This window comes from Mesorhizobium sp. M9A.F.Ca.ET.002.03.1.2 (genome assembly GCF_003952365.1).
GTDB lineage: Bacteria > Pseudomonadota > Alphaproteobacteria > Rhizobiales > Rhizobiaceae > Mesorhizobium.
In genome coordinates, this window is the sequence record NZ_CP034443.1 from 212,338 (window position 1) to 233,073 (window position 20,736).

At 63.2% G+C, this 20,736-nt stretch carries 18 protein-coding genes; 13 read left to right on the plus strand and 5 right to left on the minus strand.

Going from position 1 to position 20,736, the window contains the following annotated elements:
• Positions 1-263: 263 nt before the first annotated feature.
• On the minus strand, positions 264-911 hold the full coding sequence (locus EJ066_RS01105; RefSeq protein WP_126034423.1) for a cysteine hydrolase family protein: 648 nt from the start codon (positions 909-911) through the stop codon (positions 264-266).
• Between the two features lie 127 nt (positions 912-1,038).
• Between EJ066_RS01105 and EJ066_RS01110 the strand changes: the two genes are divergently transcribed.
• Complete coding sequence (locus EJ066_RS01110) at positions 1,039-2,025, plus strand: helix-turn-helix domain-containing protein (RefSeq protein ID WP_126034424.1); 987 nt, start codon at positions 1,039-1,041, stop codon at positions 2,023-2,025.
• Positions 2,026-2,034: 9 nt separating this feature from the next.
• Here the strand turns inward: EJ066_RS01110 and EJ066_RS01115 are convergent, their stop codons facing one another.
• Positions 2,035-2,592 carry a sugar O-acetyltransferase gene (locus EJ066_RS01115; protein ID WP_126034425.1) on the minus strand — a complete coding sequence of 186 codons (558 nt, stop codon included), beginning with the start codon at positions 2,590-2,592 and terminating at the stop codon, positions 2,035-2,037.
• A 148-nt stretch (positions 2,593-2,740) separates the two neighbouring features.
• On the opposite strand from EJ066_RS01115, the gene EJ066_RS01120 reads away from it, so the two are divergent.
• The 5 genes from EJ066_RS01120 (at position 2,741) to EJ066_RS01140 (ending at position 9,166) form a co-directional block, all read left to right on the plus strand.
• Complete coding sequence (locus EJ066_RS01120) at positions 2,741-3,202, plus strand: DUF4126 domain-containing protein (protein WP_126034426.1); 462 nt, start codon at positions 2,741-2,743, stop codon at positions 3,200-3,202.
• Positions 3,199-4,575 carry an FAD-containing oxidoreductase gene (locus tag EJ066_RS01125; RefSeq protein WP_126034427.1) on the plus strand — a complete coding sequence of 459 codons (1,377 nt, stop codon included), beginning with the start codon at positions 3,199-3,201 and terminating at the stop codon, positions 4,573-4,575. The genes EJ066_RS01120 and EJ066_RS01125 overlap by 4 nt, the downstream gene beginning before the upstream one ends.
• A 108-nt stretch (positions 4,576-4,683) precedes the next feature.
• Complete coding sequence (locus EJ066_RS01130; RefSeq protein WP_126034428.1) at positions 4,684-5,775, plus strand: succinylglutamate desuccinylase/aspartoacylase family protein; 1,092 nt, start codon at positions 4,684-4,686, stop codon at positions 5,773-5,775.
• Positions 5,776-6,023: 248 nt separating this feature from the next.
• On the plus strand, positions 6,024-8,213 hold the full coding sequence (locus tag EJ066_RS01135) for an anthranilate synthase (protein WP_126034429.1): 2,190 nt from the start codon (positions 6,024-6,026) through the stop codon (positions 8,211-8,213).
• Between the two features lie 5 nt (positions 8,214-8,218).
• On the plus strand, positions 8,219-9,166 hold the full coding sequence (locus EJ066_RS01140) for a cation diffusion facilitator family transporter (RefSeq protein WP_126034430.1): 948 nt from the start codon (positions 8,219-8,221) through the stop codon (positions 9,164-9,166).
• 6 nt (positions 9,167-9,172) lie between these two features.
• On the opposite strand, the gene EJ066_RS01145 is transcribed toward EJ066_RS01140, so the two are convergent.
• From EJ066_RS01145 to EJ066_RS01155, 3 genes are all read right to left on the minus strand, one after another.
• On the minus strand, positions 9,173-9,559 hold the full coding sequence (locus EJ066_RS01145; RefSeq protein ID WP_126034431.1) for a type II toxin-antitoxin system VapC family toxin: 387 nt from the start codon (positions 9,557-9,559) through the stop codon (positions 9,173-9,175).
• On the minus strand, positions 9,556-9,801 hold the full coding sequence (gene vapB / locus EJ066_RS01150) for a type II toxin-antitoxin system VapB family antitoxin (protein WP_126034432.1): 246 nt from the start codon (positions 9,799-9,801) through the stop codon (positions 9,556-9,558). The genes EJ066_RS01145 and vapB overlap by 4 nt, the downstream gene beginning before the upstream one ends.
• Before the next feature lie 76 nt (positions 9,802-9,877).
• A complete protein-coding gene (locus EJ066_RS01155; protein ID WP_126034433.1) occupies positions 9,878-10,951 on the minus strand; it encodes a hypothetical protein in 1,074 nt (357 codons plus the stop codon).
• Positions 10,952-11,048: 97 nt separating this feature from the next.
• On the opposite strand from EJ066_RS01155, the gene EJ066_RS01160 reads away from it, so the two are divergent.
• The 7 genes from EJ066_RS01160 to EJ066_RS01195 all read left to right on the plus strand — a co-directional run bounded on the left by EJ066_RS01160 (position 11,049) and on the right by EJ066_RS01195 (position 20,651).
• Positions 11,049-11,486 (plus strand): DsrE family protein, encoded by a 438-nt coding sequence (locus EJ066_RS01160; protein ID WP_126034434.1) that lies wholly within the window; start codon positions 11,049-11,051, stop codon positions 11,484-11,486.
• Positions 11,487-11,554: 68 nt separating this feature from the next.
• Positions 11,555-12,355, plus strand: a complete 801-nt coding sequence (locus EJ066_RS01165) for an SDR family oxidoreductase (protein WP_126034435.1) — start codon at positions 11,555-11,557, stop codon at positions 12,353-12,355.
• Between the two features lie 46 nt (positions 12,356-12,401).
• A complete protein-coding gene (locus tag EJ066_RS01170; protein ID WP_126034436.1) occupies positions 12,402-12,710 on the plus strand; it encodes a putative quinol monooxygenase in 309 nt (102 codons plus the stop codon).
• A gap of 72 nt (positions 12,711-12,782) precedes the next feature.
• Positions 12,783-13,871 carry an AbrB family transcriptional regulator gene (locus tag EJ066_RS01175; RefSeq protein ID WP_126034437.1) on the plus strand — a complete coding sequence of 363 codons (1,089 nt, stop codon included), beginning with the start codon at positions 12,783-12,785 and terminating at the stop codon, positions 13,869-13,871.
• A gap of 218 nt (positions 13,872-14,089) precedes the next feature.
• A complete protein-coding gene (locus EJ066_RS01180) occupies positions 14,090-16,159 on the plus strand; it encodes a TonB-dependent siderophore receptor (RefSeq protein ID WP_245455056.1) in 2,070 nt (689 codons plus the stop codon).
• 634 nt (positions 16,160-16,793) lie between these two features.
• Entirely contained in the window at positions 16,794-18,470 is a 1,677-nt protein-coding gene (leuA, locus tag EJ066_RS01190; RefSeq protein ID WP_189644502.1) for a 2-isopropylmalate synthase, read from the plus strand.
• A 402-nt stretch (positions 18,471-18,872) separates the two neighbouring features.
• Complete coding sequence (locus EJ066_RS01195) at positions 18,873-20,651, plus strand: hypothetical protein (protein ID WP_126034440.1); 1,779 nt, start codon at positions 18,873-18,875, stop codon at positions 20,649-20,651.
• Positions 20,652-20,736 lie beyond the last annotated feature (85 nt).

Sequence of the window (20,736 nt, forward strand, 5' to 3'; positions counted from 1 at the left end):
TTGAATTCGACCGTCACACTTGCCCATTCCAGGCGTTGGCGTTGCCCCTCACCCTTACCCTCTCCCCGTGAAGAACGGGGAGAGGGGGCGCCAGCGTTGCGGCCAAGTCCCTTCTCCCCGTTCTTCACGGGGAGAAGTGCCCGGCAGGGCGATGAGGGGCAGCACCGATTTCAACAATTGGTGTTAGTACCGGAACGCGGAAGACCACCGTTTGCGGGCCGGCCGAACATCAATACACCTCAAGAAATCTCGGCTGAGCCTGCCTATGCCGCGTTCCGTGCCAGCGCGCGCTGGTTGGAGGCGTGGATCGTGTCACGTTCGGGCAGCGCGCCGGTCTTCAGGCAGTCGATCCATTCGGCGGTCTTGAGAACGGCGGCGAAGCGCGACTGCAGGATCACGGTCACCACCCGGTGGATGTCCTCTGCCGAAGCATAGCCGGCGCTGTTGGCATAGGGCACCGAACCGGTGGCGTCGGACAGGAACTCCACCGCAAAGCCCATGTGGACTGCGTGGATGATGGTCGACAGATCGCAATTATGCGTCATGTAGCCGACGACCGTGATCGTATCGATGGCGTTGGCGCGCAGCCAGTCCTCGAGGTCCGTGCCGGTGAAGGCGCTTGGTAAGGTCTTTTCGACATAGTGATCACGGCTTCGCCTTGATATCTCGGGATGCAATTCGGCGCCGTGGCTGCCCCTGGCGAAAACCGGTGACGTTTCGGGCGCCAATTGCTTGATGACCACGACCTTGATACCTGCCTCGGCGGCCGCGTCCATCGCGCGTGCTGCGTTGATGACGCTGTCGCGGAACGGCGGATGCTGGATGGCGAGATTGCCGCCATCATAGTCGTTCTGGATGTCGACGACGATGAGGGCGCGGCGTGGCGTCGTGCTGCTGGTTGGTTCGGACATGGAGTTTTCCTTTCCCGTCTGGCTTCGATGGGTCGAGGATAGGCCTGCCGCTGGATCGCAAAAGTGTCCCGATTGACATTATTCGAAAGAATTGGGACAATCCGGACCAACCCTCACTGGTGCTCCCATGACCGATCCAATCGTTGCCGCCATCGCCTTCGATGGCATCAGCCCATTCCACCTTTCCGTGCCATGCCTGGTGTTCGGCGAGGATCGCACCGCGCTCGGCCTGCCGCGCTTCGACTTCCGCATCTGCGCGATCGAAAGCGGGCCGATCCATACCGAGGCAGGGTTGACCGTGACTGCGCCGCATGGGCTTGGCAGCCTCGACGGCGCGGACATTGTGATCGTCCCAAGCTGGCGAGACCTCGACGATCCGCCACCGGCGTTTCTGGTGGAGGCGCTCCGGCGAGCGCACCGGAACGGTGCATTGATTGTCGGCCTGTGCCTCGGCACATTCGCTGTCGCGGCGACCGGACTGCTTTCGGGGCAGCGAGCCGCGACGCACTGGGCCTATACCGAGCAGCTTAAGGCGCTTTATCCCGACATAATCGTCGACGCGGACGTGCTCTACATCGACAATGGCGATGTCATGACATCGGCCGGCGTCGCCGCCGGGCTTGACTGCTGTCTCCACATCGTACGGGCCCGCTACGGCGCGGAGGCTGCACTTCGGCTCGCCCGGCAGATCGTCCTGTCTCCCCATCGGCAAGGCGGGCAGGCCCAGTTCATAGAACGTCCCATCGCCAGAACCGGGAATGCGGACCGCTTCACACAAGCCCTCGACACGGTGCGCAAGACGCTGGGCGAGGCGCACAGCGTGGACAGCGTCGCCGACGCCGCTGGCCTCACCCGACGGACATTCACGCGCCGCTTTCAAAAATCGATCGGCACCAGCTTCGGCGACTGGCTGATCGACCAGCGCGTCGCGCTGGCGCAGCGGCTGCTGGAAGCAACGGAAAAATCGATGGACACGATTGCCTTCGAGGCCGGTTTCGGCAGCGCCACCTCGCTGCGCCAGCATTTCGCGGCGCGGCTCAGGACCTCACCCGTGCAGTACCGGCGCGAATTCTCGAAGAGCGCCTATCAGGACGCGCACGCCGCCTCGCGTTGATCCAGATGCTCAGCCGCGCCTGACCGGCCGCGCCGGGTTGCCGACCACCGTGGTGTTTGCCGCCACGTCGCGCGTCACCACGGCACCCGCGCCGACAATGGCGCCGTCGCCGGTGCTGACGCCGCCGAGGATGATCGCGCTGCCGCCGATCCAGGCATTCTCGCCGATCTCGACCGGCTTCGCGATCTCCAGACCCGCCTTTCGACCCGCCGCCTCCTTGTGGTGCTCGGCGCAATAGATCTGCACGTTGGGGCCGAGCAACGTTCCCTTGCCGATACGAACTGGCGCCGTATCGAGGATAGTGCAGCCGGCATTGAGGAAGACGCCGTCGCCAAGGAAGATGTTGAAGCCATAAGCGCAGTGGAACGGCGCCTCGATGCGCGCACCCTCACCTGCTGCGCCGAGCAGTGATTTCAGCGCCGGTCCGATGTTGCCGCGGCGGCCAGGCGGCAGGCTGTTATGTTCGAAAATCGCATCGCGCGCGATGACACGCAACGTCTCCAGTTCGTCATCGAGGCACGTGTACCACTCGCCCGCCGCCATTCTTGTGCGTTCACTTCCAGCCATGGCGCGCCTCCTGTCCCAAAATCGTTCCAAAGCACAGTCAATGCAAACTGGATAGCGCCAGCGTGGACGCCGCCACTGGTCAAATGCCAAGCCTATGCTAGCCTGCTCTTGTCGGACTGTCCTGGCCCGGTGATCGAGGGGGTCAATCATGCTTTACATTCTCGCACTTCTGATCGGGGTCGTCGCCGGCCTGCGCGCCATGACGGCGCCCGCCGCCGTCGCCTGGGGCGCGTATCTCGGCTGGCTGCCGGTTGCCGGCACCTGGGCTGGTTTCATGGGCCACTGGATCGCCGTCGGCATCTTCACCATCCTGGCCATCGTCGAACTGGTCACCGACCAGTTGCCGTCGACGCCAAGCCGCAAGGTGCCGCAGCAGTTCGGCGCGCGCATCGTCATGGGCGCTTTCACCGGCGCGGTGATCGGCGCGACCGGCGGCGCCACTATCGGCGGCCTGATCGCCGGCGCCATCGGCGCGGTGATCGGCACGCTGGGCGGCGCCGAGCTACGCAAACGCCTGGCCGCCGCCTTCGGCAAGGACCTGCCAGCCGCCCTTATCGAGGACGCGGTGGCGATCGTCGGCGGCCTGCTGATCGTGGCGGCCGTGGCATGACGGCGAAGACATTCGACGCCATCATCATCGGCGCCGGACAGGCCGGACCGCCGCTCGCCGGCCGGCTGACGGCGGCCGGCATGAGCGTAGCGCTGGTCGAACGGAAACTGGTCGGCGGCACCTGCGTCAACACTGGCTGCATGCCGACCAAGGCAATGGTGGCCAGCGCCTATGCCGCGCATCTGGCCCGCCGCGCCGCCGACTACGGCGTGACGCTCTCCGGCCCGGTCGGCGTCGACTACAAGGCGATCAAGGCGCGCAAGGATAAGGTGTCGAACGACGCCCGCGGCAACCTCGAGAGCTGGATCGCCGGCATGGACAAATGCACGCTCTATCGCGGCCATGCGCGCTTCGTTGCCGCCAACATGGTGCGCGTCGGCGACGACGTGCTGAGCGCCGGGAAGATATTCCTCAACACCGGCGGCCGCGCCTCGGTGCCCGACCTGCCCGGCGTCCACGACATCGACTACCTGACCAATTCGTCGATGATGGATCTCGACGAGTTGCCGCGCCATCTGGTCGTCGTCGGCGGCAGTTACATCTCACTCGAATTCGCGCAGATGTTCCGCCGCTTTGGCTCGGAGGTCACGGTGATCGAAAAAAGCCCGCGGCTGATCGGCCGCGAGGACGAGGATGTCTCGGACGCCATTTTGTCCATCTTCCAAAACGAAGACATTACGGTCCATCTCGGCGCCGACGACATCAGATTCGCCCGCCAGGGCAACGACATCGCCGTGACTTTCTCCGCCGGCAAGGCGGCGGCGGTCGGCTCGCATGTGCTGCTGGCAGTGGGCCGGACTCCCAACACCGACGATCTCGGCCTGGACAAGGCCGGCGTCGAGGTCGACAAACGCGGCTTCATCGTCGTCGATGACCAGTTGCGCACCAGCGTGCCCGGCATCTGGGCGATGGGCGACTGCAACGGCAAGGGCGCCTTCACCCATACCTCCTACAACGACTACGAGATCGTCGCCGCCAATCTGCTCGACAACGATCCGCGCAAGGTGAGTGACCGCATCGAGGCCTATGCGCTCTATATCGATCCGCCGCTCGGCCGCTGCGGCATGACGGAGGCTGCGGTAAGGAAATCCGGCCGTCGCGCGCTGGTCGGCCAGCGGCCGATGACCCGCGTCGGCCGCGCCGTCGAGAAAGGCGAGACGCAAGGCTTCATGAGAATCCTGGTCGATGCCGACAGCAATAAGATCCTCGGCTGTTCGGTGCTCGGCCCCGGTGGCGACGAGGCGATACACTGCGTGCTCGACCTGATGTACGCCAAGGCGCCGGTCAGCACGCTGGCGCGCGCCATGCACATCCACCCCAACGTCTCGGAACTTCTGCCCACCATAGCCCAGGAATTGAAGCCGCTGGCCTAAATGGTAGGCGCTTCGGCGCTCGTTGCGCCCATAGCGCCGCGGACTGGACCAATCGACAGCGTATTGGGGAAAGGGCATGTGTTCGGCCCCCTTTCCTGGAGGCATTCCATGCAGAAATCGATCGAACGCATCGCCGGCGACACCGAAGGCGTTTCCTACGAATTCCCGGTTTTCTGCTTCGAGGGAGCGGACGAGGCGGCACCGTCAGCCTATCTGCAGGCGGCGCTTCATGCCGGCGAACTGCCGGGCGTCGTCGCCATCGATGCGCTGATGCCGCTGCTTGAAAAGGCCGAAGCGGAAGGCCGCATCAAGGGCGATATCACCATCGTACCCCAAGCCAATCCGATCGGCCGTGCCCAGTATCATTTCGGCGAGCATCAGGGCCGTTTCCACTTGGGCACGCGCACCAACTTCAACCGCGGCTTTCCGCTGCTGGCCGCGCCCGACACGGCGCTCTTGCCGGACACCACGCTTGGCACGGCCGATCAGCGGTTGAAGACGCGGCTGCTGCAATTGTCGATCGGCCACGACATTGTGCTCGACCTGCATTGCGACGACGAGGGCCTCGCCTATCTCTACGTCCACGCCAGCCTGTGGCCGGCGATGGCGGATTGCGCGGCCGCCATGGGTGTCGATGCGGTGGTGCTGTGGGATGAAGATACCGACGGCACCTTCGAGGGCGCCTCGATCATGCCGTATCTGAAGGCGCCGGCCGAAGTGGCGCGGTTCGACCGGCGCGTCGCCACCACGGTCGAGTATCGCGGCATACTCGATGTCGACGGCGCTCTGGCCGGCTCCGACGCCAAAGGGCTCTATCGGCTGCTGGTGGCGCGCGGCGTGATCCAGGATCAGGCCCTGCCCGCGCCCGGCGGCTTTGCCGGTCCCAACTCTTTTACCGGTCCAAGCTCTTTCACCGGTATCATCGCACCGCTCGAAAACATCGACATGATGCCGGCGCCCCGGGCGGGCGCGATCCTTTATGACGTGAAGCCCGGCGACCGTGTCGCCAAGGGCGCACTGCTCGCCACCATCGTCCATGCACCGGGCGAAGCCGGCGGCCGCACGCAGGTGTTCGCGCCTCAGGCGGGCGTCATCCTGACGCGGCGTTCCCGGCGCATCATCCGCGCCGGCGAAGACCTGCTGAAGCTGGTCGGCGACAGGAAGAGCGCCGATGCAAGGTCGGGGACGCTGGAGGACTGAGGCTCAAGCCCTTCCCCGGGCCCTCCCCTTCCCCTCCATTGAATCCAGTTGCGCGGCCGTTCAATCGCCGCTATTGGAATTGCCCATGAACATGCGCTCGATCAAGACCGTTTGGTGGTGGGCTCGCTGACAGCGGCCTGTTCGAACGCGTGCGCGTGAAAATAGAGGGTGGCCGCAACGGAATGTCCGGGCGGCCATTTGTTTTTCTAGGCATGCCCCGGGTCCGTTGCCCCAAGATGGAGACGGCAATGACGACGAAAATTCTGGACAACGGGGCGGAGCGCTTCGTCACGGCAGGTGGCGTGACGATTACCCGCGAGCGCCACGACCGGCCTTACGAAGGCGCGATCGACGCCTATATCGACGGGCTGGACGCGCGCCGCGGCGCCGTGTTTTCCTCGAATTACGAATATCCCGGCCGCTACACGCGCTGGGACACCGCCATCATCGACCCGCCGCTGGTGATCTCGGCGCGCGGCCGCGCCATGCGCATCGAGGCGCTGAACAGCCGTGGCGAGGTGCTTCTGCCGGTGATCGGCAAGGCGCTTGGCGGCCTTGACGACGTGACGGTCGCCGAGACGTCGAAGAGCCTGATCCGCCTCGACGTGGCCGAGCCCGGCCGTGTCTTCACCGAAGAAGAACGCAGCCGCGTTCCCTCCGTCTTCACCGTGCTGCGCGCCATCACCGCTCTGTTCAAGACGGAGGAAGACGCCAATCTCGGCCTCTACGGTGCCTTCGGCTACGATCTCGCCTTCCAGTTCGACCCGGTCGACTACAAGCTCGAGCGCGAACGAAGCCAACGTGACCTTGTGCTGTTCCTGCCCGACGAGATTTTGGTCGTCGACCACTATTCGACCAAGGCCTGGACCGACCGCTACGACTATTCGGGCGACGGGTTTTCGACGGAAGGCCTGCCGCGCGACGAAATCGTCGAACCGTTCAAGACCGCCGACCGCATCCCGCCGCGCGGCGACCATGAGCCCGGCGAATATGCCAATCTGGTGCGCAAGGCGATGGAGAGTTTCAAGCGCGGCGACCTGTTCGAAGTCGTGCCCGGCCAGATGTTCTACGAGCGCTGCGAGACGCCGCCCTCCGACATCTCCCGCAAGCTGAAGACCATCAACCCCTCGCCCTATTCATTTTTCATCAATCTCGGCGAAGGCGAGTATCTGATCGGCGCCTCGCCCGAAATGTTCGTGCGCGTCAACGGCCGCCGGGTCGAGACCTGCCCCATCTCCGGCACGATCAAGCGCGGCGACGACGCCATTTCCGATAGCGAGCAGATCCTGAAGCTGCTCAATTCGAAGAAGGACGAATCCGAACTGACCATGTGCTCGGACGTCGACCGCAACGACAAGTCGAGGGTCTGCGACCCAGGCTCGGTGCGCGTCATCGGCCGCCGCCAGATCGAGATGTATTCGCGCCTGATCCACACCGTCGACCACATCGAGGGGCGGCTGCGCGAAGGCATGGACGCCTTCGACGCGTTTTTGTCGCATGCCTGGGCGGTCACTGTCACCGGCGCGCCGAAATTATGGGCTATGCGCTTCATCGAGCAGAACGAGAAGAGCCCACGCGCCTGGTATGGCGGGGCGATCGGCATGGTCAATTTCAACGGTGACATGAACACCGGCCTGACCTTGCGCACCATTCGCATCAAGGACGGCATCGCCGAGGTGCGCGCCGGCGCCACGCTGCTCTTCGACAGCATTCCCGAGGAAGAAGAAGCTGAAACCGAACTGAAGGCATCCGCCATGCTCTCCGCCATCCGCGACGCCAAGTCAGGCAATGCCGCCGATACCGAACGCTCCACCGCGCGCGTCGGCGACGGCGTCAACATCCTGCTGGTCGACCACGAGGACTCCTTCGTCCACACGCTGGCCAATTATTTCCGCCAGACCGGCGCCAATGTCTCGACCGTGCGCACGCCGGTGCCGGACGAGGTCTTCGACCGGCTGAAGCCAAACCTGGTCGTGCTGTCGCCCGGCCCCGGCACGCCGAAGGACTTCGACTGCGCCGCCACCATCAAACGGGCGCGCGCGCGCGACCTGCCGATCTTCGGCGTCTGCCTCGGCCTGCAGGCGCTGGCCGAAGCCTATGGCGGGGAGCTGCGCCAGTTGCATGTGCCGATGCATGGCAAGCCGTCGCGCATCCGCGTGTCGAAGCCGGGCATCATCTTTTCCGGCCTGCCCAAGGAGGTGACGGTCGGCCGCTATCACTCGATCTTCGCCGATCCGGTGCGCTTGCCCGACGGCTTCGTCGTCACGGCCGAGACGGAGGAAGGCGTCATCATGGCCTTCGAGCACCGCAAGGAGCCGATTGCCGCGGTGCAGTTCCACCCCGAGTCGATCATGACGCTCGGCCACAATGCCGGCATGCGCATCATCGAGAACATCGTTGCGCATCTGCCGCGCAAGGCCAAGGAAAAGGCGGCCTAGCCACTATGGCCGAAACGGAAAACAGGACGGCGACCGCAGCAAAAGCGGCCGCCAAGCGCAAGGTCGCGAGCCTCGCCTTCTGGTCGATCGTCATCGCCTTCCTGGTAATGGGACTGAAGTTTGTCGCCTGGCGGATCACCGGCTCCGTCGCCCTCTATTCCGACGCGCTGGAATCCATCGTCAACGTCATCACCGCGACCGCCGCTCTCTGGGCGATCCGCATCAGCCATAAACCGGCCGACAGCGACCATCCGTTCGGTCATCACAAGGCCGAGTATTTCTCCGCGGTACTCGAGGGCGTGCTGATCGTCGTTGCGGCGCTGCTGATTATTGCCAAGGTGTGGCAGTCGCTGCAGAACCCGGCGTCGCTCGAACAGCCATGGGAAGGCTTGACGATCAACGCCGGCGCGGCTCTCGTCAATGCAATATGGGCCTTCCTGCTGATCCGCAACGGCCGCGCCAAACGCTCGCCGGCGCTGGTCGCCGACGGCCAGCACATCATGACCGACGTGCTTACTTCGGTTGGTGTCATCGTGGGCCTTGTCGCCGCAGTAATGACCGGCTGGCAAATCCTCGACCCGCTGCTTGCGCTCCTCGTGGCGGTGAACATTCTCTACCAGGGCTGGAAGCTTACCGGAGAATCGCTAAGCGGCCTCATGGATCGCGCCGTCGACATGCAAGAGCACATGCACATACGCGACATCATCTCGGCCAATTGCAAGGGCGCAATGGAAGTCCACGATCTGAAGACGCGCATCGCCGGCCGCGCCACCTTCATCGAGTTCCACCTGGTCGTCGACGCCGATATGTCGGTCGGCGCCAGCCACGTCATCTGCGACCGCATCGAGGACGCGCTGAAGGCAGAAATCCCCTCGGTTCGCGTCACCATCCATGTCGAGCCCGATGACGAGGCAAAGCTGCCCAAGGGCACGACGGCCGTGCCGTTCGCGTGAAGCGATTCACCAGGTCTCGATTGTGAGGTTTTTGATCCGCTCGAATTCCCGTGCATTGCGGGTTATCAGCGTGAGGTTCCGGGCCCGCGCCTGCCCACCAATCAGCGCATCATAGGGACCAATCGGGGTCCCTGACGTCGCAAGCGTCGCCCGAATCTCGCCGGCATGCCTTGCATCTTCCCGATCGAATTCGAGTACCGGGAACTGGAGCGCTTCGATGCGCGCCAGATTGTCGGCCTTTCGCTGGCTCTTTTGAGCACCGTAGTAGAGTTCGTGCACGACAATGGCCGAAAGTGCGAAATCCTGCGGCCTGTATGGCTTGAGCCGTGCCTGCAGATCTGCGTCACCTTTCATGATCGCGATGACCGCATTGGTGTCGAGCAGATAGATCACTTGAAAACGTCATCCAAAGCCGGCCGGTCCTGCTCAGCTGGACGTTCCAGTGCTGCCTCGGCGAAATCATCGTCAAGCGGACCTATCACCTGGTCGAGCCAGGCCCAGTCCTTCGCGAGCGGTTCGAGGATTATACTCTGGCCATGGCGGCGAATCGAAACCTCATCGGTTTCGAAACGGAATTCCTTTGGCAGCCGCACCGCCTGCGAGCGGCCTGACCAGAACACCTTTGCTTTTTCCATCGTGCCAATCTCCTCAATGATATACGGCAAAGATATATACCACTTCGCCACATAGACAAGATGGCCGCCACAAATCTCAAGGCGCGCAGGCGGATTGCGGTATCGGCTCCAGCCGATAGACCTTGTCATCGGACATCGTCTTGTCGTCGGCTGCCTTCGAGCACAGGTCGACGATCGGCAGGCTGCTGTTGGGATTGGCCAGCATCATCGTGCCGTTGACACCGCGACGCAGATAGATCTCCCTGGCCGCTATATCGCAGGCAAAGTCGCTCGTCTTAGTGCTCGCCACACAGCGCCACTGGTCCGCTTCGCCTTCACAACTGTAGCTCTGCGTGACCTCGGCGGCGCTCTGGCGCGTGGTGACGGTGACGGCAATGTCGGCGCCGTTTGGCCAGTTTGTGGGATCGCCGTCCTTGGCGAAGGAGGCCAACTCGATCGGGCCTCGGAAAACCCGGATGGTCCGGGTGAACTGATCGGGATGCGAGCCAAGATGCGCGGCATCGTAGTCGCGCCCGTAGCAGAAGGGCTGGTCCGGCTTCAGCCGCTCGCGCAGCGGCGCCCCCAGTGCCGGGTCGATCGGATCGATGCGCGCGAATTCGGCCTTGCAGGCCTCCGCCGGCATGCGGTCGAGCCGAAAGCCGTCATCCTCGGTGCCGAGTGCCTGCCTGGCATATTCCTTTTCGCCCAACTCTTCCTCGGCGCCGGCATCGAGATAAAGGTCTCGCTGCACACCGAAGACGATCAACCGGCCTTTTTCATCGACGTTCAGTGAGGCCATGGTGCGGTCGCATTCCATGCCGCAGTGGATTTCGCTCGACTGCGGATCGCCCTTGCCGCACCAACCGCCGACCCATTCGGGCTTCTTGGCGCCGCGCACCGTCGTCGCCATGAAGCCGGTGTAGCCGGACGGACCGCTGCTCGGCTCTTCGTTCGGATGGCTGACCGGATCGTTGCCATGGTAGAAGAAGATCCGCGCCACCTTCTGGTGCGGATGCGCCTTGAGATGCGCGGCATCGTAGACACGCCCGAAACAGGCATCCTTGCCGTCTGGGCTGAGGTCGGTGAGCGTGTCGTCGGCGAACGCCGTGCCGGCAAGTGCGGCAAGCAAGGCGACACCAAGCCCGGCGCACAGAATGATCTTCGACGTCATATGCCCCTCCTCGCCCGACAGGACGTGGCTTCAATTTATGCTAGGATCGAGGCCGAAGCCATGCAATTTGCGAGGCCGGCAACAGGAGGATGACGTCATGCGACGCCGCGATATTTTTCGCGTGGCTCTTGCCGGAGCCACCGGCCTTTTCGGGCTGCGCCAGGTCCAGGCGGCGGCCGTGGAAGAGGAAAGCCAAAAAGTCGCCTACCACCTCAGCGACCTCGACAAGGTCGGCTTCGTGTTGGGCAACATCAAGAATCACTATGAGGGCACCGGCGGCAAGATCGACATCGTGCTGGTCGTGCATGGCCCGGCACTCGCCGCTTTCAAGTCGAAGAGCGCGTCCGCTGCCATTTCCAGCCGTTTTTCCAGCCTGGTTCGCGACGGGCTGACCCCGCACGCTTGCGCCAACACCATGCATGGCATGGATGTTGCGCTCACCGATCTGCTCGATGGCTTCCATGCCGCCGAGACCGGCGGTGTCGTCAAGCTCGCCGAATTGCAGCGCCAGGGCTACGCCTATTTGCGGCCCTGAGCCCATCGGACTTGAACATGAGGGCGGCGAGACCTTACGAAGAGCAGGTAGAGTCCGGAGGAACAGACGTGCCAGCCACCACAACCAGTCTTGTTGTCTCCTCTTTGGTCATCCCCGACCTCGCCGGCAAGGCGGTGCTGATCACCGGCGCTTCGACCGGCATCGGGGCGGCACTTGCAGTGGCCTATGCCGCGCAGAAATGCCGCGTCGCACTGCATTACAATTCAAGTCGGGCGGCGGCTGAAAACCTGGCCGAGGCCATTCGCAACGGCGGCGGCGAGGTGTTCCTTGTCCAGGGCGATTTCTCGATCCCCGCCGATGTCGAGCGTGTCGTCGAGGACAGTGCGCAACACTTCGGCCGGCTCGACGGGCTGGTCAACAATGCCGGCGGCATGCTTGGGCGCGTGCCCTATGCCAAGCAGACCGAGGCGCATTACGACGCTGTGATGGATATCAACGCCCGCTCCGTGCTGACCGCCTCGCGCAAGGCGATACCTTGGCTGAAGCGCCAGGGCGGCTTCATCGTCAACACCTCGTCGATCGCGGCGCGCAATGGCGCCGGCGGCGGCGCCGGCCTTTACGGCTCCGCCAAGGCCTTCGTCTCCAATGTGACCCGCGGCATGGCGAAGGAACTGATCGGCTTCAACATCCGCGTCAACGCGGTGGCGCCGGGCACCATCGCGACACCTTTCCATGAGCGTTATTCCACCGAAGAGCAGATGCAGGCCATGGTGGCCACCATTCCGCAGGGCCGCGCCGGCACGCCCGAGGACTGCGTCGGCGCCTATCTGTTCCTCTCCTCCGCTCTGTTGAGCGGCTACGTCATCGGCCAGGTGATCGAGGTCAATGGTGGCCAGTTGATGCCGTGAGCGCCGACCTGCATACTTGTCGCGCAAGCCAATGGAGAAAACGGCAATGTACGGTCTGATCGGCAAGATGCGGGCGGCGCGCGGCCAGCGCGATGCAGTCATGGACGTTCTGCGCGCCAGCACCGGCGCCCTGCCCGGCTGCCTGAGCTACATCATTGCCACCGATCCGGCCGACGCCGACGCGATCTGGGTGACCGAAGTGTGGGCCGACCAGGCAAGCCACAAGGCATCCCTGCAGCTGCCGGAAGTCCAGGCGGCAATCGCCAAGGCACGGCCATTCATTGCCGGCTTCGAATTCCAGGTCGAGACCCGGCCCGTGGGTGGCTTCGGCCTGACCGACGGCAAAACCGGCTGACACCTGCGAGCGGCCGCATTTTTCGCTGCCACGGGGTTCGCATCTCGCCTCTTCGGGTCTAAGACCGAAAAAATGGACTCCTTGCCAGACCAGCCGACCGTCGAACGCATGACGCGAATGCCCAAAGTCTGGCAGTGGCTGGCCCTCCTGATTTTCTCGATCCTGTTCGCCGGCGCGCTGGAGTTCGCCGCCTTGCCGGCGGCACTGCTGATCGGACCTATGCTGGCGGCGATCCTCGCCGGTACCAACGGCGCCACGGTGCGCGTGCCGCTCCCCCTGTTCGGTTCCGCGCAGGCGATCGTCGGCTGCCTTGTCGCCAGTTCGATCTCCACCGACATCTTTGCCGTCTTCTACCAGGAATGGCCGCTCTTCCTCGGCGTTGTGATGGCGACCGTCGCGGCCTCCAGCCTGCTCGGCTGGCTGATCAGCCGCTGGCGTATCCTGCCCGGCACCACCGCGGTCTGGGGCTCGTCACCGGGCGCTGCCACCGCCATGGTGCTGATGGCCGGCGCCTTCGGAGCCGACCAGCGCCTAGTCGCCTTCATGCAATATCTGCGCGTCATCTTCGTCTCGATGACTGCGGCGCTTGTCGCAAAGATGTGGGTCGACACATCAGGCATCGAGATCCCGGCCATCATCTGGTTCCCGCCGATCGACCCGCAAGCCTTTGCCGCAACTCTCGGCGTGGCGTTCGTCGGCGGCCTTGTCGGAAAGCTGCTCAGGCTGCCGTCGCCCTTCTTCCTCGGCACCTTCATTTTCGGCACCGCGGTCCATCTCGGACTAGGCGTGACGATGCAGTTGCCGCCTTGGCTGCTCGCGCTCGGCTATACGATGATCGGCTGGACCATCGGCCTGAATTTCACCAGGGCGATTCTGCGCCACGCGACAAGGGCGCTGCCGCAGATCCTCGGCTCGATCATCATCCTAATCGCCTTTTGCGGCGGCCTCGGCTTCACGATCAGCCATCTCCTCGGCATCGATCCGCTGACCGCCTATCTGGCGACCAGCCCCGGCGGCATGGACAGCGTCGCCATCATCGCCGCCGCCGCGCAGCACGTCGACATCTCCTTCGTCATGGCGCTGCAATCGGCACGCTTCCTCGTCGTGCTGCTGGTCGGGCCGAGCGTGGCGCGGCTGGTGGCGCGAAGCCTGAGGGAATAAGGACCTGCCGCATTTTCCCCTGTATTCTTAGCCGGCTTCACGGAAACCGGACACGTTTTGCCGCCCGGCGACGACGCCGGCCAGCCTGAGCGCAAGCTGCAAAAAATACTTGACTCAAATACTCAAATTTGAGAGCGCGGGACCGCAAACCTGTACGAGACAGTGGAGACGAGTTGATGCGGACGCGACCGACGACGTGGCGCTTGGGGATATCACTGTTGAGCAGCGCTGCGATGCTCGGCCAGTCCGGACCGGCTCACGCCCAGGACGCCGGAAATGTCACCGTCCTCGAGAAGATATTGGTAGACGCCGAGAGCGACGAGATTCTGGTGCAAGACGGCTACGTCGCCAAGAAGGACCGCATCGGCACCAAGACCGACACGCCGATCGCCAGGATTCCACAGGCCGTTTCGGTGGTGACGCAAAAGCAGATCGAGGACCAGAAGCCGCGCACGCTGAATGAATCGCTGGGCTACACAGCCAGTGCCAATCCCAACAGTTTCGGCTTCGATACACGCTACGATGCGTTCTTCCTGCGCGGCTTCCAGGCCTTCTACAACGGCATGTTCCGCGACGGGCTGCGCCAGTACAACGGGCCCTCGGCATGGTTCAAGACGGAGCCTTACGGCATTGAGGGCGTCACCATCCTGAAAGGTCCGGCTTCGTCCCTTTACGGCGTCAGCGGTCCGGGCGGCATCGTCAACGTCGTCACCAAACGCCCCAAGGAAGAGCAGTACCGCGAAGTCGAAATGCTCATGGGCGAGCATAATCGCTTCCAGGCTGGGCTTGACGCATCCGGGCCGGTGAACGAGGACGGCAGCATCCTCTACCGCTTCACCAGCCTCGGCCGCAAAAGCGATACCGACCTGCCCTTCTATCCCGACGACAAGATCTATCTGGCGCCGGCGGTCACCTTCAAGCCGGACGAGGACACCAAGCTGACCATTCTCGGCGAATATTCGAAATCCGTCACCGGCGGCACGGCCGCGTTCTACAACTCGGCCTATGGCGTGCTCTCGAACCTCTATGAGGGCGATCCCGCCTGGAACGACTTCGACCAGACCCAGGGCCGCATCGGCTATGAATTCGAACACCGCTTCAACGACGTGCTGACGGTGCGGCAGAACCTTCGCTACAACGCTGTCGACAGCGACATCGAATATAGCGGTAACTATTCGACCGGCCTCGACCAGCCGCTGGAGCGCTACTGGGGCCACTACACCGAGAACATGAAGAACTTCGTCGTTGATAACATGGCGCAGTTCGAGTTCGACACCGGTCCGGTCAGACACACCGCGGTAGCCGGCGTCGACTACGCCTGGTCGGACTATGATGCTGGCAGCGGGTTGTCCTACGTCTCCGTCGACGACATCAAGGCCGCTCCGGTCCCCTACGCCGGCGGGCAGGAGATGAACCAGGTCGGCGTCTATTTGCATGACCAGATGGAGTGGAACGACTTCACCCTGTTCGCCAGCGGTCGCTACGACTGGGTCGACACCACCTCCACCGCCGCCGACTTCACTCAGTCCGAGCAGGACGACAGCGCCTTCTCCGGCCGGCTCGGCCTGTCCTATCAGACCGAATGGGGCTTAACGCCCTACGTCAACTATTCGACGTCGTTCTCGCCCAACATCGGCTTCGTCTATGACGACGTCTCCAGCAACATCTCCCGTGTCGCCCGCCCGACCATCGCGACGCAAAAGGAGATCGGCGTCAAATACGAAATTCCGGACTATAACGCGACCGTCAGCGCCGCCCTGTTCGACATCGACCAGAAGGACGGTGTCGTCTTCCAGGTCTGGGACGGCATCAACAAGCAGCGTCAGCTCGACCTGAACTCGCGCGGCGTCGAGCTGGAAGCCAATGCCTCCCTCGACAACGGCTTCAGCTTCATTGCCTCCTACACCTATCTGCGGGTGAAAATCGAACGCGGCGCCGACGGTACCGTGGGCAAGGAACTGTCAACGACGCCAAATCACATCCTGTCGCTTTGGGGGCACTATCAGTTCGAAAACGGCACGCTGGAGGGACTGGGGCTGGGCACGGGCGTTCGCGTCGCCAGCAGCAGCTACGGCGATGACGCCAACACTTTCAAGAACGACGCACGCGCCTTCGTCGACGCCTCGCTCTCTTATGATTTCGGCTATCGCAACCCCAAGCTCGAAGGCGTGAAGCTGCAGGTCAATGCCAAAAACCTGTTCGACAATCAGAAGACGATCTGCTCGGCCGGCTATTGCTACCGCGACGAAGGCCGCTCGCTGTTCGCCAGCTTGCGCTACCGCTTCTGATCTCCGTCATCACCGGCAGCAGCCCGGCGGTTCCGGCCTCGCGCCCAAGCCGGTAAAACCGGGTTGTCGATGGTCTCCACCATTGCGACCCGATTCCGGTCTCGGGACCATCGACTTCGACGAATGCCTCGGCGCGTGTTGACGGCGAAACATCCGCCTTGGACACGCACGCAGAACGTCGTGATCTCTTTGGTCACGGCGGAGCACGCCAGGACGCAGCCACTTGCCTCGCTTTGGCTGCTCCTGTATGAGAACCGCCATGAACACGCGCGCCACCTCCGTCGCTTCCCGTCAGACCGGCTTTGCCGGTGAGACCGCGCGCGCACTTGCTTCCGCCCTGCTGCTTCTCGGCCTTATCGGCGATCGCCGGGTTCGCTGAAGGAGCGCCCGGCGGTCGAACCGCCGCTCACGCGCATGCTCCTTGGCAAGTCACATCAAGCGAATGAATATCTGGTAAAGGCGCCGCTCGGCACCAAATCCGCCTGAAGGTGGATCCCGCGAGCCGCCGGGAGAGACGACAATGAACGCACGAGAAGACATCCGTCCAAATGGCGGGGAGATCGGCAAGCCTGCCGCAAAGGCAGCCCGGGGCATGCCAGAGGCAGCCCGGGGCATGCCGGACGCTGCCCGGGGCATGCCGGAGGCAGCCCGCAAATACCAACCTTACCCGACCGTCGGTCTCACCGACCGTATTTGGCCTTCGAAGGTCATCGACAAGGCACCGATCTGGTGCTCGGTCGACTTGCGCGACGGCAACCAGGCGCTGATCGACCCGATGGGCCACGAGCGCAAGGCGCGCATGTTCGCCCTGCTCCTCGACATGGGTTTCAAGGAGATCGAGATCGGCTTCCCGTCGGCCTCGCAGACCGATTTCGATTTCGCCCGCTGGTGCATCGAAGAGGGCAATGTATCAGCCGATGTCTCGCTGCAGGTGCTGGTGCAGTGCCGGCCGGAACTGATCACCCGCACCTTCGAGGCGCTGCAGGGCGCCACCAACCCGATCGTGCATTTCTACAATTCGACCAGCGAACTGCAGCGCCGCGTCGTCTTCGAAAAGGACGTCGCCGGCATCAGGCGGATCGCCACCGATGCGGCCAAGATGATCACCGACATGGCGGCGAAAGCCGGCGGCGGTTATCGTTTCGAATATTCGCCGGAGAGCTTTACCGGCACCGAGCTCGAAGTGGCGCTGGAAATCTGCAACGCCGTCACCGAGATCGTGAAGCCGACGGCGGAAAACAAGCTGATCATCAACCTGCCGTCCACGGTCGAGATGTCGACACCCAATATCTACGCCGACCGCATCGAATGGATGTGCCGCAATCTCGACAACCGCGAGAACCTGCTCATTTCGCTGCATCCGCACAACGACCGCGGCACCGGCGTAGCCACCACCGAGCTCGGCCTGATGGCGGGCGCGGACCGCGTCGAAGGCACGCTGTTCGGCAATGGCGAGCGCACCGGCAATGTCGACATCGTCACGCTGGCGCTCAACATGTACACGCAAGGCGTCGATCCCGAGCTCGATTGCTCCGACATCAACCGGATGAAGGACGTCTACGAATATTCGAACCAGTTGAAGATCCCCGAGCGTCATCCCTATGTCGGCGAGCTCGTCTACACGGCCTTTTCCGGCTCGCATCAGGATGCCATCAACAAGGGCATGAAGGCGTTGCGCAAGGCCAACACGCCGCACTGGGAAGTCCCCTACCTGCCGATCGACCCGGCCGATGTCGGGCGCAACTACGAGGCGATCATCCGCATCAACTCGCAGTCCGGCAAGGGCGGCATCGCCTATGTGCTGCAGGCGGACTATGGCCTCAACTTGCCGCGCAACCTGCAGATCGAGTTCAGTCAAGCTATCCAGGCGATCACCGACGCAGAGGGTAAGGAGGTGCCGGCCAAGCGCATCTACGAGCGCTTTCTCGACACCTATGTCGACCAGCCCGGCGCGCGGCTGAAATTCCTCGACCACCACACCTATCCGGACATCGAGACCAAGGGCCGGCGTGCGGTGGAGGCGGTCATCCTCGACAGGGGCAAGGAGGTGACGATATCAGGCTCCGGGACCGGCCCGATCGACGGCTTCGTCGACGCGCTGTCGCGCCATGTCGGCGTGCCGATGTCGGTGCTCGACTATTCGGAGCATTCCATGCAGCGCGGCTCGAATGCTTCGGCTATCTCCTATGTCGAGATGGAGCATCCCGGCGGCAAGCTGTTCGGCGCCGGCATCAACACCAACATCGTCGCAGCTTCGCTGGAAGCCGTGGTTTCCGCCGCCAACCGCATCGTCGGCCAAGAGGTCGACTAGGGTGTGTTGAGATTCAGGTCAGGCCGAGTCGAAAACAGCGGGTTCCGCTCCGGCCTACGCCGGCCGTAGCCTTCATAGGACGGAGGCGCTTATGAGGGCTACGGCCGGCGTAGGCCGGAGCGGAGCGTACTTTTGGGTACATGAGTACCGGACGCGCAGGAAACCGCTGTTTGCAGGCCGGCATCACCTGAATATCAACACACTCCAGACAAGCCGTCGAAAGCTGACGGCTGGAGCAAGATGAACTCGGATGGTATCATCTTGCCTTGGTCCTTCGCACCATTAACCACCGGAAAATTATCCGGTGGGGTACGCGATCGCATAATGGATGCATGCTTGTATGGCAATGCAGGCGCTATATGATCGCGTCTCAACCTGTGCCGACTTCGAAAGGATCGACACTTGCAGCATGCCACGCCTGCCGCCCCCGCAGTGCGCGAGACGTTGGAACGATTGCTAGCCAGCGAAACGTTCGGACGATCCGAGCGAGCGCGTAAACTGCTTCGCTATCTGGTCGAGCGCGAGCAGGCAGGCGAAGCCGACAAGCTCAAGGGCTTTTCCATCGCGATGGATGTTTTCGGCAAGGACGGCGATTTCGATCCGGCGACCGACGCCGTGGTGCGGGTGCAGGCGGGCAGGCTGCGCGAGCTTCTGCAGCATTACTTTGCCAACGAGGGTGTTGCCGAGCCGATCCGCATCGCCATTCCGCGTGGCGGCTATGTTCCATCCTATGAACTCAACGCGATCCGCCTGCCGGTCGAGCCGGAGCCGGAGGAAGACATCGAGGCGGCGGCCGCCTTATCGGGATCGCTCGAAGAACCCGGCATCGCCGCACGTGCCGTATCGTTGATGCCCCCTGTCGTCCGCGAGCCGGCGCCCTCGCTGCTGCGCCATCTCCAGTTCTTCTGGTTGGCGATCGTTCTGGTCATCGCCATGCTGGGCGTGCTGATCCTTCGTCAGGGAAGCGGCGCATTGCTGGCGGGAGGCGATACCGCGTCGACGATCGAAAGCGCAGTGGCAACCGGCAGCATCGCGTCATGGGCTCCGATTGAAACTCTTCCGCTCGTCTACATTGCTGTGAAAGCCGACAGCGCCGAGGCTGCCCGCGTCGCGGCATCGCTGCGCGCTGGCCTCAGCGGCTTCGATACGGTCAGCTTCATCGGTCGGGACGCCGAAGGCCCGCCCGATCCTGTCACCGATGCCATCAGCTTCGTATTCGATGTCTTGCCGGGACCAACGGCAGGCGATGTTACCCTGGAGCTTCAAAGCGTGGCGACCGGACGGGTCCTGCTGTCACGCAATTTGACTGCCGCCGACAGCACCCCCTCCACCGTCGAGGACAGTGTCGCCGGCATTTTGAGTTCGGCCATTCCCGCCTCGGGCACGATCTACAACTATATCGAACAGAGCGGCATTCAGACCGGCCTGACGGAGTGTCTGCTGCTCAACGACAAGTATTATCTCGACCAAAGCGCCAAAAGCCATGAAGCCGCCTATCGCTGTCTCGAAAACCTGGCCAAGCTGGATGCGAAGTCGTCGCTCGTCTATTCGGAACTCGCGGGCCTGCATCTCGAGGTGGCCACGGATCACTACGCCTATCCAGCCGGCGCAACGATCGAACAGGCGGTGTCTCTTGCCCGTCGAGCCGTGCAGATGGGGCCGACAAGCCCCTATGCGCACCGCGCCTATGGCTATCTCAATTCCCGCCTCGGCAATTCGGAGGAATCGATCCGCTGGATCCGCAAGGCCTACGAACTCAATCCTTACGACCTCAGCATGGCGGCAGCTTACGCTTATGGGTTGATTTTCGCCGGCAGGTACAGGGAGGGAACGCCGATCCTTGCTCATGCCGCCGAAACCTCCAGCGCCCATCCGACCTGGTGGGATTACGGGCTTTTCATCGGCCAGTTCATGACCGGAGATATGAACAAGGCCGCGCTTGCCAGCGATGCGTTGCAAACGACGGCGATGAAATCGCACTATCTGGCTGCGCGGCTGATCGGAGCGAAGGCGGCCGGCCGCGATCAACTGGCACACGAACTCGTGGACGAGATGACTGTCAAATTCCCGAAATTCGCTGCCGATCCGCGCGCGACCTTTGTCGAGAGGAGATACCCCGCCGATCTGACCGACCGGCTGGTCGAGGCCTTGCGTGCCGCCGGGCTCGGCAATGCCAGTTAGCTGCCTCTAAACCTGCTCGCCTGATCGCGAGAATTTTACTGGCCATCGGCCTGGACAAGGCGCAATCCAGCCACGATTCGGAATT

What these genes read in the sequence shown, in the direction of transcription:
- EJ066_RS01105 (WP_126034423.1), bottom strand. Translation starts at nt 911, where the DNA reads ATGTCCGAACCAACCAGCAGCACGACGCCACGCCGCGCCCTCATCGTC.
- EJ066_RS01110 (WP_126034424.1), top strand. Translation starts at nt 1,039, where the DNA reads ATGACCGATCCAATCGTTGCCGCCATCGCCTTCGATGGCATCAGCCCA.
- EJ066_RS01115 (WP_126034425.1), bottom strand. Translation starts at nt 2,592, where the DNA reads ATGGCTGGAAGTGAACGCACAAGAATGGCGGCGGGCGAGTGGTACACG.
- EJ066_RS01120 (WP_126034426.1), top strand. Translation starts at nt 2,741, where the DNA reads ATGCTTTACATTCTCGCACTTCTGATCGGGGTCGTCGCCGGCCTGCGC.
- EJ066_RS01125 (WP_126034427.1), top strand. Translation starts at nt 3,199, where the DNA reads ATGACGGCGAAGACATTCGACGCCATCATCATCGGCGCCGGACAGGCC.
- EJ066_RS01130 (WP_126034428.1), top strand. Translation starts at nt 4,684, where the DNA reads ATGCAGAAATCGATCGAACGCATCGCCGGCGACACCGAAGGCGTTTCC.
- EJ066_RS01135 (WP_126034429.1), top strand. Translation starts at nt 6,024, where the DNA reads ATGACGACGAAAATTCTGGACAACGGGGCGGAGCGCTTCGTCACGGCA.
- EJ066_RS01140 (WP_126034430.1), top strand. Translation starts at nt 8,219, where the DNA reads ATGGCCGAAACGGAAAACAGGACGGCGACCGCAGCAAAAGCGGCCGCC.
- vapB (WP_126034432.1), bottom strand. Translation starts at nt 9,801, where the DNA reads ATGGAAAAAGCAAAGGTGTTCTGGTCAGGCCGCTCGCAGGCGGTGCGG.
- EJ066_RS01155 (WP_126034433.1), bottom strand. Translation starts at nt 10,951, where the DNA reads ATGACGTCGAAGATCATTCTGTGCGCCGGGCTTGGTGTCGCCTTGCTT.
- EJ066_RS01160 (WP_126034434.1), top strand. Translation starts at nt 11,049, where the DNA reads ATGCGACGCCGCGATATTTTTCGCGTGGCTCTTGCCGGAGCCACCGGC.
- EJ066_RS01170 (WP_126034436.1), top strand. Translation starts at nt 12,402, where the DNA reads ATGTACGGTCTGATCGGCAAGATGCGGGCGGCGCGCGGCCAGCGCGAT.
- EJ066_RS01175 (WP_126034437.1), top strand. Translation starts at nt 12,783, where the DNA reads ATGGACTCCTTGCCAGACCAGCCGACCGTCGAACGCATGACGCGAATG.
- leuA (WP_189644502.1), top strand. Translation starts at nt 16,794, where the DNA reads ATGCCGGAGGCAGCCCGCAAATACCAACCTTACCCGACCGTCGGTCTC.